Genomic DNA, 16,472 nt, shown 5'->3' on the forward strand with positions numbered 1-16,472 from the left:
CGTGGAGTTCGTCATCAACGACATCACCGCCCCCGACCTGTGGCTGACCCACGACGACGTTGGCCTCGGCCCTCTCCGCGCCGACCTGGCCGAAACCTACTGGCGCTGGGAAAACTCACTGCCGGTCATGGCCGGATACGCCCGACAGACCCCGGAGTCCCTCACCGAACGAGCTGCCGGGCTCGAAGCCCAACTCGAAGGCAGCGCCGACCAGACCCGCTTCACCATCTACCGCCACCACGACGACACCTGGACACCGGTCGGGATGACGTCCCTGCTCATCGACGACCGCTACCGCACCGGCGAGTTCTTCATCTACATCGGCGAACCCGACCAGCGCGGACACGGCACTGGCACCATCGCTACGACGATGGTGCTGGACTGGGCCTTCCACGTCACCGCACTGCGCAGCGTGTACCTCGAAGTCCTGGCCAACAACACCGCCGCCATCCACGCCTACGAGAAGGCCGGCTTCCGCACCGTCGGCACCCGACGCCGCACCGGCTCCTGGCTCGGCCAACCCGCCGACGAAGTCATCATGGACGCCATCCCCGAGGAGTACGCCGGGCCACGGCTCGTCGAAGCCGCCGTCCTCGGCATCGAGCGGTCATAGGCCGTCGGCACCCCCTCGTTCCTAGACTGGCGACCACCTCGCCCGCTCCGGGCCGGGGCCTCACACAACCCCGATTGGAAGGTTCACGCGTGTCTGACGTCGTGGCGATCAAGGACCAGGTGGAGGCAGCCGTGCAGGCCGCCCTGTCCCAGGTGCTCCCGGCCGAGCTGGCCGGCACCGACCCGGTGGTCCGACGATCCGACCGCGCCGACTTCCAGGCCAACGGCACGCTCGCCGTCGCCAAGAAGGCCGCACGCGCTCCACGGGACATCGGGGCCGACGTCGTCGGGCACCTGACCGGACTGACCGCCGAGGTCTCGGGCCCGGGATTCCTGAACATCACCGTGCCCGACGACCTGGTGTGGTCGACCGTCGCGGCGCGGCTCGCCGACGAACGGCTCGGCCTGACCACGCCCCGCTCGGGTGAGCGGGTAGTGGTCGACTACTCGGCGCCCAACGTGGCCAAGGAGATGCACGTCGGCCACCTGCGCTCGTCCGTGATCGGCGACGCGCTCGTGCGCGTGCTGGGCCACTTGGGCGCGGACGTGACCCGCCAGAACCACATCGGGGACTGGGGCACCCAGTTCGGCATGCTCATCCAGTACCTCGACGAGCACCCGCAGGTGTCGTGGAAGGGCCGAGGCGCCGAGACGATGTCCGCTCTGGATGGCCTGTACAAGGCTGCGCGGGCCGAGTTCGAGACCGATCCGGCATTCGCGGACCGCTCCAGGGCCCGCGTCGTGGCCCTGCAGTCGGGTGACGACGCGACCTTGGCCGTGTGGCGGGACCTGGTCGCCGAGTCGGAGAAGGCGTTCGAGGTCATCTACGCCCGGCTCGGGATCCTGCTGGACGGCGGAGACTTCGACGGCGAGTCCCGCTACAACGACTCCCTGGCCGGTGTGGTGGATGAGCTGCTCCGCACAGGGATCGCCACCGAGTCCGACGGCGCCGTGGTCACCTTCACCGACGGCGTCACCGGCCCCGAGGGCGAGCCCGTGCCGCTGATCGTGCGCAAGAAGGACGGCGGCTTCGGCTACGCGGCGACCGACCTGGCCACGCTCCGGCTGCGGGTGGACCACTACAAGGCCGACCGCATCCTCTACGTCGTCGACGCCCGGCAGGCTCTGCACTTCCGCATGGTCTTCGACACCGCCCGTCGCGCCGGCTGGCTGCCCGACACCGTCCAGGCAGAGCACGTCCCGTTCGGCACGGTGCTCGGCACCGACGGACGCCCGTTCAAGACCCGCTCCGGCAAGACCGTGCGGCTGGCCGACCTGCTGGACGACGCAGAGGCCGCCATCCGGACCGTCCTGGAGGCTAAGGAGCACGACTTCACCGACGCCGAGCTCGACGACATCGTGCACGCCGCCGGGATGGCCGCGATCAAGTACGCCGACCTGTCCAACACGCGCACCAAGGACTACGTGTTCGACGTCGACCAGATGGTCGCCACGAACGGCAACACCGGCGTCTACCTGCAGTACGCCCACGCCCGAGTCCGCTCCATCCTGCGCAAGGCATCCGCCGCCGCGCCAGCACAGCTTGAGCCGATGGCTGCCGGGTCGGCTGCGGCCAACGTCGTGCCCGTGGACATCACGCTGCCGGCGCACCCCACCGAGAAGGCTCTAGCGCTCACCCTCGACGCCTTCGATGCCACACTGCGCGACGTCGCACTAGCCCTCGAACCGCACCGGCTATGTGGGTACCTCTACGACGTGGCAACCGCGTTCACCAGGTTCTACGACGCGTGCCCCGTCCTGAAGGCCCCTGACGACGCCGTGCGGTCCAACCGCGTAGCTCTGTGCGACCTCACCGGCCAGACCCTCGCCACCGGTCTGGACCTTCTCGGCATCCGGGCACCCCAGAGGATGTGACGGTGGGCTCTCTCTCGATCGGGCAGGGCAGGGCCGCTCTGAGCGCCGTCATGCCGACGTTCGGGCTTCGGGTCCGTTGGGATGACCTGGAGCTTCGCCTACCCGACGATCCCGAACTGCTCGCACTCGCCGAACTCGCCGCCGATGGCGTGCACGATCCCGAGGTCACCCCGTTCTCCTGGCCGTGGACGCGCGGCGCCGACGAGGAGGTCAAGCGGAACGTGCTCGCTCACCAATGGAAGAACCGGGCCCGGACCGCAGCCGACGACTGGACGCTGTCGCTTGCTGTGTTCCGCGGCGGCGAGATCGTCGGAGAACAGCAGATCTCTGCGAAGAACTTCCAGGTCACCCGCTCGGGACTTACCGGGTCCTGGCTCGGGCTTCGACACCATGGCCAGGGCATCGGCACCCGGATGCGGCTCATGGCGCTGCACCTTGCCTTCGAAGGGCTCGACGCGGCAGAGATGGTCAGCGAGGCGCACGCCGACAATCCCGCCTCGAACGCTGTGTCCCGCCGTCTCGGGTACACGGCGAACGGGACGCGGGCCGCCGCCAGAGAAGGACGCTCGGTCATCGAGAACAGCTACCGCATGACCCGAGAACAATGGGACGCCCGCCCGGACGATCTGCGTACCGAGATCACGCTCGAAGGTGTCCCGCCGGTCCGTCGACTGTTCGGGATCGATGGGCCGAAGCAATCGACTCGCAGGGGGAACGCATGACACAGGCCGATACGACGACCGCCCGTCAGGCCGAAGCGGAGTCAAGCTCCGAAGCCTTACGCGAGCGGATGATTGCCGAACTCATCGAGTGCGGGGTTCTCACGGACCCAGGGATCGAGGCCGCGTTCCGTGCCGTGCCACGCGAGGTGTTCGCGCCAGCCGGCACTCCGGCCGAGCTGCCGTACGCGATCCACGACGCCCTGCGGACGCGGTTCGCTGACGATGGCAGGGCCCTGTCCTCGCTGTCCGCACCAGTGATGCACGCGGGTAACTTGGCTCAAGCCCAGGTCCGGTCAGGCCAGCGAGTGCTGGAGATCGGGTCCGGCGGCCCGAATGCGGCCATGCTTGCCCACCTCGTCGGCCCCACCGGAACGGTAGTCAGCGTCGACATCGACGAAGGAGTGACCGCCCGCACCCGCGCAGGTCTCGAACACATCGGCCTGGCCGACCGCGTCGAGGTGGTCACAGCCGATGCCGCCGAGCATCTTGGTCGTGGTGTGTTCGACCGGATCATGGTCACGGTCTCTCCCTGGTCCCTGCCCCCGGCCTGGGTCGAGCAGCTCGCACCCGGCGGGATTCTGGTTGTCCCGCTCCAAATCGCTCCAGGGCTGCAGCGCATCGTCGGGTTCCGCAAGCAGGACGAGCGACTGATCTCGGAGTCGACTGTGCCAGGCGGCTTTGTTCCACTGCAGGGCATGGGGTTGTTCGACCCGCCGTCGATCCTGCTGACGGGCCCATCTGGCAAGCCGGTCACGTTCAGGTTCACCGACGAGATCCCCAAGTCGTTCGGGGTATCGGACCGTGTCCTGGCCTCCGACCCGGTCGAGGCATGGTCCGGCGTGATCTACAAGAACCGCACCATCTGGCTCGACCTGCTCACCTACGTCCTGGTCCAGCCGGGCGCCTGTGCGATGGAAGCCGACGACCCTGCAGACCGCGGCTCGGACATGTCGTTCTATCCGGCCCTCGTCGATGGGGCATCGTTCACCGCCCTGCACCGCCGGCCCGCCACAGAGACCACGCTCGAGGTCGGCGCGATCGGGAAAGGTCCCGACGCGGCCCACCTCACACGGCGACTCGCGGACATGATCGCCCACTACGGAGCCCACCACCGCGGCGCCGAACCGCTCTTCCAGTGGTGGCCCGTCGGTACCGAGCCAGACCACGATGTCTCATCGTCGGTGGCGGTCCTGCCACGCGCACACGGCACGCTGACGATCAGCTGGCCCGTGGCAGGGCCCCGGTGACGCGCTGAGCCATCCCCAGGCGGATCCCCATCACGCGTGCCGTCGTCTTCGATCTTCAGAACTCTGGCAGCTGCCGCCGAACGACCTGGCGCACAATCCGCAAGAACGAACACTCGCGAGGTTCCGCCTGGCTCGGCAAAGACCCGGGTTGGGCACGACATCGCGCCGGTGGAGTTAGCCCCCGGAGACGACGGTGTCGGCCAGCCACCAGCGGGTGCCGCTGGCAGTGTCTTCGATGACGATTCCCTTGCTCGTCAGTGCGTCGGGTATCTGATCGGCACCAGCGAAGTCCTCGACGACTACCGTGGAGTCGCCTGGTGGCGGCCAGGATCATGTGGTCTCCTGGCCGCCACGGGGCTGGAAAGCGTCAGTTGAGCACGACGGAGACAGGCATCGTCTCCCAGACGTAGCTGAACGCCTGAGTTAGCACCTCGTCGCTGCAGATCCTGCCAGGGCTGGTGGTCCCCTGGCACGTGTTGAAGTCGCTGCCGCTGACCGCGGAGATGATGCCCGCCGCGTAGGCGACGACATTCTCGTTCCCGTCCAGGACGGCGATGAACGCGGGCCCGCCACTGTCACCTTGACCGACCGACCGACCGGTTGTGGGACGCGTGATGTGTCTCGAATCCGGGGCCGTAGTAGTGGTCCACCCCGCTGGGGCTCCACACCACGTAGTTCGACTCGACCACGTGGTCGCACGTCGCCCCTGGGCCGGGTGTGTCGGGATTGTCAAGGTCCCCTGACGAGAGCAGGCCGGAGTAGCAGATCGGTGTCCCCTCGGCAGGCATCCCGACGATGCCCGTCGTCGAGATCCCGGCGTTGCTGGTCAGGTCACCGATATAGATCGCGCCTTGTCCAGAGTCCGAGGTCCGCACGAACGACGCGTCTGCGCGGACGCCGTCAGGACTCAGTGGAGCCTCGATCGCCGCAGTCCCGAAGCTCCGGATCGAGTTGTGGTGGAATACGGTCCCTGAAGGTTGCGGCTCGGTGCAGTGGTGTGCCGTCAGTATCCCTGGCTGGGCGGGGACCCCTCCGACCGTCCCGAGCGCGGCGAACGCCGTCGTGCAGAGGGAGTTGCCAGCGTAGATGGACGTTCCGCCGGCCCACGGTCCTGCGTGCGCGGTCCGTGACGCCTGCGCTGGCGCTGACCTGAACTCGACGTGGACCGGGACGCCGTCGCTGACGTCTCGCTCGATGGCGTCGGCCACGCTGGCTGCGCCCATCCTGCGCAACGTCGAGTCCTGATCAATGACGACGTGCACCCCGTCCTTGGCGGTGTAGGCCTTGGTGATCTTGCCGTCGTACTGCGGTGCGGCGATCACTGCATCGACTCCGGCTTGTAGAGCCTTCGCCGTGTAGTCGGTGCGCTCGATCGACGCCCTGAGCCCGGCCGGCGCCGCCGCCGCCGTGGTGCGCACGTTCTCGGGAGCCTTGCCGACGAAGCCGAACGACACCGCGTGCGCCTCCCTGTCATACCGGACATGTCCGAACCCGGGAACCTTGGCCAGGCTCTCCTGGGCTGCGATGATGTAGTCCAGTTGCTCGGCCGTGAGCTTGGGCCGATGGCCGTCTACAGACTCGACCGAGGTGAGGGAGATGGGTCGTTCGTCAGCACGTGGGAGCTCTGAATCACCACCTGCACCGGCAGCGCTCGAGAGTCCAAGCGTTGCGAATGCGACCGTGAGTGCTGCTACGGCCGCGACTCGGCTCGTGATCGCGTCGCTGCTGACCGCTGTGGCCCTGACCGGCTGTGCTGCGGGCGAGGCCACCTCTGACTCAAGTTGCTCTCGCGGACCGCAAGTGGGTGCGGATGTGGTCAAGCTCGACGTAACCGAGGATCTGGTCCCGGTTCTCAACGGCACTGACGCGGACGTCTCCGCGGCCCATCAGGCGGATGACGGCACGATCCATATCGGGCTGCACCCCCCTGTCACGGAGGCCGATCTCTGCGTGGTCGCCGACCACGTCAGCGACCAGCTCGATCTACCTGTCGTCGTGGAAGTGAAGGCAGTCGAAGCGGTGACCGGCTGATACGTCCACGGACCGAGACGGTTGCCGTCTCAGCTCGTCGACCGCGCGGTCCTTCCCCGGCGCCTCGAAGTCACGCCGTCGTCTTCGATCTTTTCGGAACTCTGGTCGCAGCGCCGACCGCCCCCGACCGTTCCTCGGCGGCAGCCGTTCTCGCGGCTGCCGCCGAACGACGACAGACGAACATCCGCACGACACCCGGTGTCATCGGCTCAAGCGGCTCGACGCGCCTCGTCAGAGTGTTGTACAGAGCGATCGCCATGCGTTATCTCCAGATCCTGTGGTTCAGTACGGCGAGTGTTCGAGCCGGCGTCGACGTCACATGTCCAAGGCGCGCACGCCTCGCTGCTGGCAACCTTCCAGAACCGCGGCCGCTGGTCTTCATGGGACCGTGAACTCTGACTGCACCCGCCTCAATGCAGGAAAGCTGAACGTAGCGTTACCTGAGCCGGCGCTGTGGACCGTAGCTACGCTCGCCGCGTCGCGCCGTCGGGCCACACAGTCACAACTGCTCGATCCACGCTCTGTGCGTACGCAACCGCTTGTCCGGTTCCGCTGCCCCAACTACCGTCCCAGACCGCCAGCATGAAGTCGCTCCGGTCCACGACCTCTCGGCTCGCGGCGAGGTATGCGTCGCCATTCGCCGTCGCATAGGCCAGGGTATGGACGGCGGAAGCCCGCCTCAGGTAGGCGTCGCACCGCTCGCGGCTGGCCTTGTCGTCGATCCGGTCGAAGTAGTCGGCAGCAGGAACCACTACTTCGATGGCGCCTCCCAGGTCGAGCACGACATCGGCGAATACCTGATCGGAGCCTCGCGCCAAGCAGGTGATCCCGACCAAGCCAGCGCCGGAGAACTTGGCAAGTTCGGCGCGAATACCGTGGCGGATCAACGCTGTAGTGGTGTCCGTGAGGTTGGCGTGCCCTGTGATGCCGACAATCGTCATGACGCCTGCCCACGGCGGTCGACGGTATCGCTCTCTCGGTGCCTGGCCACGAGCAAGTGGGAGTAGGTCTGCACCCATCCAGTGTGGTGCAGACTGCGATCACCTCGGCAACTCCGAGGACTGCGGGTGCACGTGGTGCGGGTCAGTACCGCATCCGCATCAGCTGCCACCCCATCTATGTCAGAGGTGCCCACTACGGTTCGGGCCGTGACCCACGCTGACTTCCCAGCATTGCCCGACGCCCTTCCGCCCGGCCAGCTCCTCCGTGCAGCCGACAACGGCCAAAGCCACACCGCACTTCACGGCAGAGCCTTGCTGTGGATATCCGACGCGCCCGTCGACAAAGCCGGCGAGGCATGGACCCGCCTGCGGCAGGAACATGAGCAGTCGGGCCTGTACCCGATCCTGCTCGAGCACGACGACGACCGTGCCTGGAACGATCGGTGGTCCTTCCCCGAGACCATCGACGTGCTCGACGCCACGGACCCCGAGGAGGCCCTGCGCACGTTGTGGGACCAGCTCCAGGACGATCGCGAGCCTGAAGAAGATGACGACGACGAGATACCGGAAGACGAGTGGCCGTCCGGCCCATGGCCGGGACTGGCGCCACCCGGCACAGGCGACGGCACTCCCCTGGCCATGGCCGACCAGTACGCGGCGCATCTCCAGGACGACGAAGACTTCCATGGTCGACCACGTCGGTGGCGTATCGGCCTGTTCCCCGCTCGCGACGGTGCCAGTGCACTGACGCTCGCCGGCTGGGACGGCCCGTGCAACCACACCAACAATACGGAGCTGATCTCCGCCGCACTGACTTCCTGGGGCGAGCGCTTCGGGGCACGCGTGGTCGGACTTGGGACCGACACGCTCTGGCTGTCGGTCGCCCACCCGCCCCAGGACCTGGAGCACGCCCTGGCCGTGTCACGCGAGCACTTCGCCTTCTGTCCGGACAACCTGTGGCAAGGCGGTTACGACACCATCGCCCGGTACGCGACCGCCCTCATCGGGATCAACGCCTGGGTGTTCTGGTGGGACTGAACCCCTCGCGTGAACCGTCCACTGCGGAGCCAGGTGCCTGGTCCAGCCGTCGAATGACCTCGACCCCCACCACCGTGATCCGCTACGGTCGTCCCGCGACGGCGTGTAGTTCAGTGAAGAACGCCCGGCTGGGACCGGGAAGGCGCGGGCTCGTTACCCGCCACGCCGGCCATCGACGTGTAGCTCAGGGAAGAGCACCGGGCTCTTAACCCGGAGGGCGCAGGTTCGGAGCCTGCCATGTCGGCATGTCCTACGTGGAGCAGCAGCTGCTTGCCGCCGTCGACCACCCCGACCCCACCACGCGTGAGCGTGCTGAGAATCGCGCCCTGGCATGGGTGAGCCACCTGGCGGGCGTGCTCACCGGAGCAATCACCACCGGCACCCGCACGCCGGTACGCGACCTGCCCACCTGGGTCACCCTTGACGTCCTGCACGGCGGCTTCGCCTCGGGCGAGGCGGCGGCGGGTGGTCCGCTGTCCGACGACGAGCACGACCTCGCGCGCGACCTCGACCTACCTGCTTCCCGGGCCGCGCTCAATGCGTGGCACCTGAGCGACCAGGGCCGTGCGCGCCTGGGAACGATGCTGGACGAGGGCCGCTACGTCGTCGTGCACCCCGAGAACGCGGTGCTGCTGGTGGTCACCTGGTTGGTTCGTACGGGTGACACCGATGCAGCCGTGTCAGTGCTGGAACAGGTCGGGCCGTTCATGGACCAGCTTCGCTTCTATCCGGTCGCGACGAAGCACGCCGAGCCGCCGTCCGACCATGTCTTCCGACGCTCGGAGGCGGTCACGCGTGCGGCCCTCGCCTCGCGTGCGCCGAACCCTCGCGTCGAGGCTCAGCGAGAGGCTCTCACCGTCTGGGCACCGTTCGCGGACGAGCTCCTCGCGCTGTGGTGGCCAGTGACCGACGGCGACGCCCCAACCGTGCCCGACCACGTCGCACTCGTCGACGCCGCCGCCCGGTACCGTGCACTGGCCATCCGGCACACGCGGAGCACCGCGCACACCAGCCGCACGACCAACCTCGGCGTCCTCGTGGCGGCGACCGTCAGCGCTGCCGAGACGGGCGCACTGTCGCGCGGTGAGCGCAGCCAGGTCACGCACGCGGTACGGAGCATGGTCGCCAAGCGAGGCCTGCCTGGCTCTGCCGACCTCATCGAGGCACGCGAGCTGCAGCGAAAGTCGGTCGAAAAGCCGTCGCACGCGGCGGTAGCGCAGGTCGTCGCCGAACGGCTCGACACCAAGGCAACACACCGTGGCGTGCCGGACCCGAAAGCCCTGCTCGTTCCCATCACGACGCCTGAGGCGACGCCTGAGGTGCCGACGGGTGCAGTCGTTCCACCGTCCGTAGTGCGCACGTTGGCGCTGGCCGCGCAGGCCACGATCGAGGAACTGCACGAGCGGGGCGTCGTCCCATCAGCTGAGGTCCTGGCCGAGCTCGTCCCGCAGCTCGTCGGCGCACAGCATGCGGCGACCTATCCGGACCCGGCCCTCGGACTCCTCATGGCGCGCACCTACCGGGCGTTCCGCGACCGGCGGTCGCTGCTGCTGACCGACCTCAGCGCACAGGTGAGGCTCGGCGAGCTGCCGTGGGTCGCCGCAGCGGACCAGTACCGGGCCGTGGACGACGCCACCCGCGACGCCGCTGCGTCCGCTCTGCGCCGGATCGGTGCTCTGTACCTGCAGTGGTTCGGCGGCACGCCGCTGCCGAACCCACTCCTTGTCGAGCTTGAGGCCCTGGCCCGCCAGGCGGAACTCGACGTCCCCCTGGTGCCTGAGCTGGCCGCCGACATCTTCCAAGACACGTTCTCCCGCCGGTTCGGAGCCACCGCCGCGCTGGTGGCCGAGCACGCCGGACCCGCGTACGTCGCGTACTACGGGCTCGGCGACGACCTGCACGACCTCGCGCTCCACGGCTACGACCGCGAGACGTTCGCGCGCCTGTGCCGGCGCCGAGCGACCGAGGCCGGTAGTGGCCCCGCACGCTGGTCGGTCTCGCGCAACGGCATGGTCATCGAGCAGGCCCAGCTCCTGACCAGTCATAACCTCGCATCCCTTGCCGCCCTCGGTGTCCCCACGGACCCGGAGTCCACGGCAAGACTTGCGTTCGCCGAAGTACAGCGCCTGATCCGCTCCGCGCGGCGTCCGGGTGCCGCTCATCACCTTGCTATGAGCGACGCCCGTGCTGCAGGCCTGGCATGGCGGCATGTCGTGTGGTTCACGGCCCTGCTGCCCGAGGCCCGAGCCCTCGCGCTGATCGACGAGCTGACGACGTCAGCCAGCGACCTCTCACCGAGGCTCACCGCTGCGCTGGCGGACCTCGGGGCAGCCCACACCCGGACGACGCCGGATGCACCCCTGCTCGGCTGGTCGAACGGCCCGCACCCGCTCCTCACGCTCGCTGTCGACCCTGTGCGCCAGCCGACCGAATGACACGCGAGTCGCTACGACGGGTTCTCGGACCGGTCGACGAGCCCGGACCCTTGCGTCCGGTCGTCGAGGAAGAAGTCACGTGCGACGGCTACCTCCGACGCCGGGTGTCGTACGACGTCCCCGCCGGAAGAGCCTCTGCGTTCGTATGCATCCCCCACACACTGACGAGCGCCGCGCCGGTGGTGTTCTGCCATCACCAGCACGCCGGCCAGTTCGACCTTGGCAAGAGCGAGGTCTGCGGCCTGCGCGGAGATCCGGACCTTGCCTACGCGGCCGAGTTGGCCCAGCGCGGGTTCGTCACGATCGCACCCGACGCGATCGGCTTCGAGGACCGTAACTGGGGCGACGGGCGCAATGTCACCTGGTTCGAGCTGTCCAACCGCATCGTCGTGGGGCGCACGCTGCTGGCAACCTGCTTGCAGGAGATCAGCCTCGCGCTGGACTACGCGACGACCTTGCCCGAGGCGGACGCCGACCGCATCGGGTTCATCGGACACTCCTACGGCGGCCGGGCTGCGATCTGGGCACCTGCCTGGGACTCGCGCATCCGAGCCAGCGTCTCGAACTGCGGATGCGTCCCGTACCGGGAGTCGTTCGCCCGCGACGTCGGCTTCCAGGCCGAGTTCGTCGTCCCCGGCTTCGCCTCCGGGCACGATGTCGAGGACGTCATCGCCCTGGCAGACCAGTGCCAGTACCTCATTCTCGCCACCGACGACGACCGGTGGAGCCGCGGCGCCGTGAGCATCCGGGACCGGCTCAGCCAACGCGGAACTCGGCATGCCCGTGTCGAGATCCGGCCCGGCCGCCACGACTTCCCGCACACTGCCCGCACCACCGCCTACGAGTTCCTCACCAGCACACTGTGAAGGGCTGAATACGGGAGTCGATCCGTCGCCTGTGTCGCTCACACGAACCCCTCCTCCACCAGGTGACAACCGTTGCGGCTGATCACGTGCCGCTGACCAGAGCCGCCGACGACCCGGATCCAGCTCTCCGCCTCCACGCCTTCCGGAATCGCCTTGAACACGAACCCGCCGTACATCCCGGGGACCGGGTACCAGATCGTGCCCGCCTCATGAACGACGGCGGCCTGCGGGTACCGCAGCTTGATTCCGAGCGCCGGCCGCACGCGCGCCTCGATCAGACCCATGAGGTGCCCGTCCAGCACGGAGAACCGAAGGTCACTCGCGGGACCTGGTGACTGCAGTTCTGGTACGAGCTCCTCGTGCCCCCGATCACGCGCGATACCCGCTGCGTCCCGGCCGTCCGCGGCACGAAGCGTCCGCCACGCACCTCGCCGAACGAGCTCCCTGACGACCTCGACCGAAGCCCCGTGCCACGCGGCCTGGTGCAGCGGCGTGAATCCGGAGTCCCCACCGATCCGCCAGACGTTCGGATGGAACATGGCTCCGTCCGAGGGCTCCGTGTCCAACGCGGCGAACACGTCACGCCACCGCCCGGCGCGCGCAGCGTCGGCGATCGCGTCGACCCTCGCGAGAAATGGCTCGGCGTACGCCTCACGGTCCATCGACGCATGCCAGTGGAGAGAGTCCATCACACGAGTCTTTCACCGCTCACACGGCCGACGCCACGGCCGGCTGGCCGAGGCTGCCGTGCTTGGCTCCTAAATCACGTGGTGCGCCACCACCCCGCATGGCACGCTCGGCGACGCCACGAACGCCCGCACGAGGAGACGCCCATGCCCGCAGTCGACTTGCGCGAGCCTGTCCCAGCTGAACTGCGCACCGACGAGTTCGTCCTGCGCCCGATCACCGCCGACGACGCCGCGATGGACCACGCCGCTGTCATGGAGACGCGAGAGCACCTGCGTCTGTGGGAGCAGTCGTCGTGGCCGGAGGACGACTTCACCGTCGACGCGAACCGCTCAGACGTCGTCGACCTCGAGCAGCGCCACACGGCGGGTCGCGCCTACACGTACACGGTGCTGGACCCGCTCGGTACCGAGTGCCTGGGCTGCGTCTATGTCTTCGCCACGCACGCCACCTTCCTCACCAAGGCAAGCGTGACGCCGGTCGGCGACGTCGCGTGGGCAGACGTGCAGGCCGTCGTCTACTTCTGGGCACGACAGTCACGCATGGAGACCGGCATGGACGGACGCCTGCTCGCCGCGCTGCGCGCCTGGTTCACCGATGCCTGGAAGCTCGAGCGCACCGTCTTCGTCACCAACGAGCAGTTCACGCAGCAGGTCGACCTCATCGAGCGCACCGATCTGACGCGCAAGTTCGAGCTGGTCGAGCCCGACAAGGCCGGCACCTATCTCGTGTACGGGCCGTGTTCCTGAGAAAGCCGTGGCCTTCCGTCCGGGAACGCCGCTACCGTCTGGCCCGTGCTTGAAGTTCCGCAACGCCAGGTGCGTGCCAGTTTCGACGACGCCACGATCGTCGTCTACCAGGCGTACCCGCGCGCGATCGCTGATGCCGCTACGACGGCGGGGACCTTCGTCCCGCCGTTCAAGCGCGAGCGGATGACGTGGATCAAGCCGTCGTTCCTATGGATGATGTACCGCTCTGGCTGGGCGACGAAGCCCGGGCAGGAGCGCGTCCTGGCGGTCCGGATCACCCGAGCCGGGTTCGAGCGGGCACTGGTGGCCTCGTGCCTGTCGCACTTCGACCGCACCGTGTACGACGACGCCACGGCCTGGGCCGCGCGCATGCGCGAGAGCGAGGTGCGGGTGCAGTGGGACCCGGAGCGGACGCCGTCGGGCAGCCCGCTGCCGTATCGGTCGCTACAGGTCGGGCTCAGCGGCGGCGCTGTGGACGCCTACGTCGACGAGTGGATCGTCGGGATCGACGACATCACCGAGCGGGTCCACGAATTGCGCGGCCTGCTGCGCACCGACCCGGACACCTTGGCTACCGCGCTGCCGCCCGAGCGGCCGTACCCGCTGATCGACAACGTCGCGAGCGTCGTCGGGGCGACCCCCGCGACTCCCACGACCGGAGCGGTCCGATGAAGCTGGCCAGGACGACCTGGCGCACGCTCACGGCCGACGTTGCCGTGGACGGGCGCGAGTTCCGCGTGGTGCAACCGGCACGCCTGCCGAAGCACGCGCCCCTGTACGTGGGCTACCGATCCCATCAGATGCTGGTGGACAGGCCGTCGGCCGTCGATCTCGCGGCGGCCTGGTGGCTCGTTGCCCGGTCGCCGCGGACGATCGTGTGGCTGCCCCTGCGCCAGACGGCGGCGGCGTGCGGCGCCAACTGCTACGGGGAGCGGCTCGACCTGGTCCTGATGCACCACAGTCTCGGTCTGCCCGTCTCCGCGTGGAAGCAGGCCCGAGCGCGGATCCGCCAGGCCCGACCGCACACGGTCGTCCTGCCCGAGCATCCGTTCCCGGAGGTCACCCGAGCCGACCACGCGGAGGCGCACTGGCGCAAGAACCTCGACCACCTGCGGTTCGCGACCGCTACCGACACGCTCTTCCTGATAGGCAGCCGTGCGGCGTTCGAACTGCAGGCCAACCAGCTGCGCGGCCTGGTCGAGGACTGTCCCGCCCACATGGCAGCCAAGCCCGGGATCCATTGCTGCGCCGAGATCGGGCTCGGCGCCCCGCCCTTCGGGTCGTCGGAGAGAAACCGCCGCAACGCCTGGGGCGAGCTCCACGTCGAGTACTGCGCCGACCATCGATAGAACCTCGCGGTGCTGGCGCGTTGCTTCACCATACGGTCGGTACGGTGGCCAGGTGAGCGATCACCTCGACACCGTGCCGCCCTCTGAAGCGATGCCGCGTGACCTCCCGACCGTGCTCAGGATCCGAATCGATCTCGCTGACGCGCAACCACCGATCTGGCGTCGACTCGATCTGCGATCCGACCTCACGCTCGACGTCGTGCACCAGGTCATCCAGGACGCCTTCGGGTGGGAGGACGCCCACCTGCACCGGTTCGCGCTCGGCGGCAGCGTCTGGGACCGCGACGCCCAGCTCTTCCTGTGCCCGTACGACGTCGCAGAGGGCGAGGATCAAGGCACCCCGGAGGAACAGGTCCGCCTCGATCAGGTGCTGAACGAGCCCGGCGACGTGCTGGAGTACGTATACGACTACGGCGACGACTGGCAGCTCAGACTCCGCCTGGAGAAGATCCTGCCCTCCGAGCCGGGCACTCCCCCGGCGGTGTGCGTGGACGGAAGGCGGGCCGCTCCCCCGGAAGACTCACGATTCGAGTACATGAACGACGGCCTGGCCACGCTCGTCGAGGACCCGGACAGGTTCGAACCCGCCGAGGTGAACGAGCTGCTCGAACGGCCCTGGTACGTGCTCCGCGCACGTGGCATGCACCCACGCCTGCTAGAACTGGTGAACGTTCTCTCGATGACCAGCGACGGCGCCGAGCTCGGCGCCCGGCTCGCCGCCCTCCCTGACCCGCCGGCCAAGCCGTCCGACGACGAGCTCCGCACCGCGTTCAGCGCCCACCTGTGGTTCCTCGACCGGGCCGGCGACGGCGGCGTCCCGCTCACCGCGGCGGGCTACCTGCGCCCGGCGGTCGTGGAGGAAGCCGCCCGATTGGTCCCGACGATGGCGAACTGGATCGGCAAGGGAAACCGCGAAGACCTCACCGTCCCGGTGGCGAACTTCCGCGAGTCGCTGGTCAAGCAGCTCAAGCTGCTGCGCAAGTACAAGGGAGCACTGCACCTCACCCGGGCCGGCGCGGCGGCCCGCGACCGTCCGGCGGTGCTGTTCGACCATCTCGCCGCATCGATCACCCCGCCACAGGAGCGTGGGCGGTTCACCGTCGACGCCGATCTGCTCGTTCTCGCGTACGCGGCCGTCACCCCCGATGGCGAGCTACCCCTGGACCGGATCGCGGCCCACCTGACCGACCTCGGCTACCTGCACGACGACGGCCGGCCGGTCGCCGGACACGTCCTCCATCAGTACGAGGCCAACGTCCATGACATCCTCGTCAATGTCGACGCACCGCCCACCGGGCGTCGAGCGCGGAGTCAGATCAGCGCGATCGCGGCGGCGCTGGCCGGTGCCGCACTGCACCATTGACCGTTGTCGTTCTGTCCCCTGTCTATCGCTGCACCGGCCGCGTCCCGAACATCGTCGTGTTGTCCTCCACTGTGACCACGTCCGGCATGGTCAGGGCCTGCCACTTCGCCAAGTCCGGCTCCGTCCCGGTCAGGAAGGCAGCGAGCAGCGTCCATGCCGTGCCGTGCCCGACCAGGACGACGTCACGCCCAGCATGTTCCTCGAGAATCCTCCGTGCCGCAGCGACAACTCTCGACCGCGTCTGAGCGATCGGTTCCCATCCCGGGCGGATCTCGGAGTATGGGTTCGCGAATGCTTCGCCGACCGCCTCCACGAAGTCAGGCATCAGGCCCGCGGTCTCGCGTTCATGCTCTCTGAGGTCGTCGACGACGGGCACGTCCCGCCCCGCCAACAAGCGAGCGGTACGGGCCGCCTTGGGTTCCGGTGAAGTGAACCAGACGGCATCAGCCGGCCACGGCGCCCGCGCAGCCATCTCTGTCACGAGATGTTCGTGCCCTGGGTCCAGGAACCACCTCGACGCGGGGACGGACGGGTCGATGACCGGGCGACCGTGCCTG

General features: G+C 68.4%; 16 protein-coding genes and 2 tRNA genes. 14 read left to right on the forward strand and 4 right to left on the reverse strand.

Features of this window, described 5'->3' with window-relative positions; genetic code table 11:
* Window position 1: 1 nt before the first annotated feature.
* From ACQEVI_RS05930 to fxlM, 4 genes are all read left to right on the forward strand, one after another.
* Window positions 2–613, forward strand: coding sequence for a GNAT family N-acetyltransferase (locus tag ACQEVI_RS05930; protein WP_432895663.1), 612 nt, complete (start codon window positions 2–4; stop codon window positions 611–613).
* A gap of 89 nt (window positions 614–702) precedes the next feature.
* Window positions 703–2,487: an arginine--tRNA ligase gene (argS, locus tag ACQEVI_RS05935; RefSeq protein ID WP_432895665.1), complete on the forward strand. Its 1,785-nt coding sequence runs from the start codon at window positions 703–705 to the stop codon at window positions 2,485–2,487.
* A 2-nt stretch (window positions 2,488–2,489) separates the two neighbouring features.
* Window positions 2,490–3,209, forward strand: coding sequence for a GNAT family N-acetyltransferase (locus ACQEVI_RS05940; RefSeq protein WP_432895667.1), 720 nt, complete (start codon window positions 2,490–2,492; stop codon window positions 3,207–3,209).
* Entirely contained in the window at window positions 3,092–4,456 is a 1,365-nt protein-coding gene (gene fxlM, locus ACQEVI_RS05945; RefSeq protein WP_432895669.1) for a methyltransferase, FxLD system, read from the forward strand. Before ACQEVI_RS05940 ends, fxlM begins: the two co-directional genes overlap by 118 nt.
* Window positions 4,457–5,031: 575 nt before the next feature.
* Here the strand turns inward: fxlM and ACQEVI_RS05950 are convergent.
* Window positions 5,032–6,225: a hypothetical protein gene (locus tag ACQEVI_RS05950; protein WP_432895671.1), complete on the reverse strand. Its 1,194-nt coding sequence runs from the start codon at window positions 6,223–6,225 to the stop codon at window positions 5,032–5,034.
* A 43-nt stretch (window positions 6,226–6,268) separates the two neighbouring features.
* Here ACQEVI_RS05950 and ACQEVI_RS05955 point away from each other — a divergent pair, with 43 nt between their 5' ends.
* Entirely contained in the window at window positions 6,269–6,487 is a 219-nt protein-coding gene (locus tag ACQEVI_RS05955; protein ID WP_432895673.1) for a hypothetical protein, read from the forward strand.
* A gap of 464 nt (window positions 6,488–6,951) precedes the next feature.
* Here the strand turns inward: ACQEVI_RS05955 and ACQEVI_RS05960 are convergent, their stop codons facing one another.
* On the reverse strand, window positions 6,952–7,428 hold the full coding sequence (locus ACQEVI_RS05960; protein WP_432895675.1) for a hypothetical protein: 477 nt from the start codon (window positions 7,426–7,428) through the stop codon (window positions 6,952–6,954).
* A gap of 312 nt (window positions 7,429–7,740) precedes the next feature.
* Between ACQEVI_RS05960 and ACQEVI_RS05965 the strand changes: the two genes are divergently transcribed.
* The 5 genes from ACQEVI_RS05965 (at window position 7,741) to ACQEVI_RS05985 (ending at window position 11,767) form a co-directional block, all read left to right on the forward strand.
* Complete coding sequence (locus tag ACQEVI_RS05965; RefSeq protein ID WP_432895676.1) at window positions 7,741–8,466, forward strand: DUF4253 domain-containing protein; 726 nt, start codon at window positions 7,741–7,743, stop codon at window positions 8,464–8,466.
* 99 nt (window positions 8,467–8,565) lie between these two features.
* Window positions 8,566–8,638 (forward strand) — tRNA-OTHER (locus ACQEVI_RS05970).
* Window position 8,639: 1 nt separating this feature from the next.
* A tRNA-Lys gene (locus ACQEVI_RS05975) sits at window positions 8,640–8,710 on the forward strand.
* 1 nt (window position 8,711) lies between these two features.
* Window positions 8,712–10,901, forward strand: a complete 2,190-nt coding sequence (locus ACQEVI_RS05980; RefSeq protein ID WP_432895678.1) for a hypothetical protein — start codon at window positions 8,712–8,714, stop codon at window positions 10,899–10,901.
* Window positions 10,898–11,767 carry a dienelactone hydrolase family protein gene (locus ACQEVI_RS05985; protein ID WP_432895680.1) on the forward strand — a complete coding sequence of 290 codons (870 nt, stop codon included), beginning with the start codon at window positions 10,898–10,900 and terminating at the stop codon, window positions 11,765–11,767. Before ACQEVI_RS05980 ends, ACQEVI_RS05985 begins: the two co-directional genes overlap by 4 nt.
* Before the next feature lie 38 nt (window positions 11,768–11,805).
* On the opposite strand, the gene ACQEVI_RS05990 is transcribed toward ACQEVI_RS05985, so the two are convergent.
* Complete coding sequence (locus tag ACQEVI_RS05990) at window positions 11,806–12,456, reverse strand: hypothetical protein (RefSeq protein ID WP_432895682.1); 651 nt, start codon at window positions 12,454–12,456, stop codon at window positions 11,806–11,808.
* A 144-nt stretch (window positions 12,457–12,600) separates the two neighbouring features.
* Here ACQEVI_RS05990 and ACQEVI_RS05995 point away from each other — a divergent pair, with 144 nt between their 5' ends.
* The 4 genes from ACQEVI_RS05995 to ACQEVI_RS06010 are packed head-to-tail and all read left to right on the forward strand — an operon-like array spanning window position 12,601 to window position 15,915.
* Window positions 12,601–13,203: a GNAT family N-acetyltransferase gene (locus ACQEVI_RS05995; protein ID WP_432895684.1), complete on the forward strand. Its 603-nt coding sequence runs from the start codon at window positions 12,601–12,603 to the stop codon at window positions 13,201–13,203.
* A 45-nt stretch (window positions 13,204–13,248) separates the two neighbouring features.
* Window positions 13,249–13,875, forward strand: coding sequence for a DUF4291 domain-containing protein (locus ACQEVI_RS06000; RefSeq protein WP_432895686.1), 627 nt, complete (start codon window positions 13,249–13,251; stop codon window positions 13,873–13,875).
* Complete coding sequence (locus tag ACQEVI_RS06005; RefSeq protein ID WP_432895688.1) at window positions 13,872–14,552, forward strand: hypothetical protein; 681 nt, start codon at window positions 13,872–13,874, stop codon at window positions 14,550–14,552. Before ACQEVI_RS06000 ends, ACQEVI_RS06005 begins: the two co-directional genes overlap by 4 nt.
* 52 nt (window positions 14,553–14,604) lie before the next feature.
* Window positions 14,605–15,915 carry a plasmid pRiA4b ORF-3 family protein gene (locus ACQEVI_RS06010; RefSeq protein ID WP_432895692.1) on the forward strand — a complete coding sequence of 437 codons (1,311 nt, stop codon included), beginning with the start codon at window positions 14,605–14,607 and terminating at the stop codon, window positions 15,913–15,915.
* Between the two features lie 22 nt (window positions 15,916–15,937).
* Here ACQEVI_RS06010 and ACQEVI_RS06015 read toward each other — a convergent pair whose 3' ends face one another.
* Window positions 15,938–16,387: a histidine phosphatase family protein gene (locus ACQEVI_RS06015; RefSeq protein WP_432905806.1), complete on the reverse strand. Its 450-nt coding sequence runs from the start codon at window positions 16,385–16,387 to the stop codon at window positions 15,938–15,940.
* Between the last annotated feature and the right edge of the window lie 85 nt (window positions 16,388–16,472).

Origin of the sequence: Promicromonospora sp. CA-289599 (assembly GCF_050936155.1) — a bacterium.
In the GTDB taxonomy this organism is placed as follows: Bacteria; Actinomycetota; Actinomycetes; order Actinomycetales; family Cellulomonadaceae; genus Promicromonospora.

Bases quoted from the DNA above. Each gene is read 5' to 3' on its own strand.
- fxlM (WP_432895669.1), top strand. From the start codon at position 3,092: ATGGGACGCCCGCCCGGACGATCTGCGTACCGAGATCACGCTCGAAGG.
- ACQEVI_RS05960 (WP_432895675.1), bottom strand. From the start codon at position 7,428: ATGACGATTGTCGGCATCACAGGGCACGCCAACCTCACGGACACCACT.
- ACQEVI_RS05980 (WP_432895678.1), top strand. From the start codon at position 8,712: ATGTCCTACGTGGAGCAGCAGCTGCTTGCCGCCGTCGACCACCCCGAC.
- ACQEVI_RS05985 (WP_432895680.1), top strand. From the start codon at position 10,898: ATGACACGCGAGTCGCTACGACGGGTTCTCGGACCGGTCGACGAGCCC.
- ACQEVI_RS05990 (WP_432895682.1), bottom strand. From the start codon at position 12,456: ATGGACTCTCTCCACTGGCATGCGTCGATGGACCGTGAGGCGTACGCC.
- ACQEVI_RS05995 (WP_432895684.1), top strand. From the start codon at position 12,601: ATGCCCGCAGTCGACTTGCGCGAGCCTGTCCCAGCTGAACTGCGCACC.
- ACQEVI_RS06005 (WP_432895688.1), top strand. From the start codon at position 13,872: ATGAAGCTGGCCAGGACGACCTGGCGCACGCTCACGGCCGACGTTGCC.
- ACQEVI_RS06015 (WP_432905806.1), bottom strand. From the start codon at position 16,387: ATGGCTGCGCGGGCGCCGTGGCCGGCTGATGCCGTCTGGTTCACTTCA.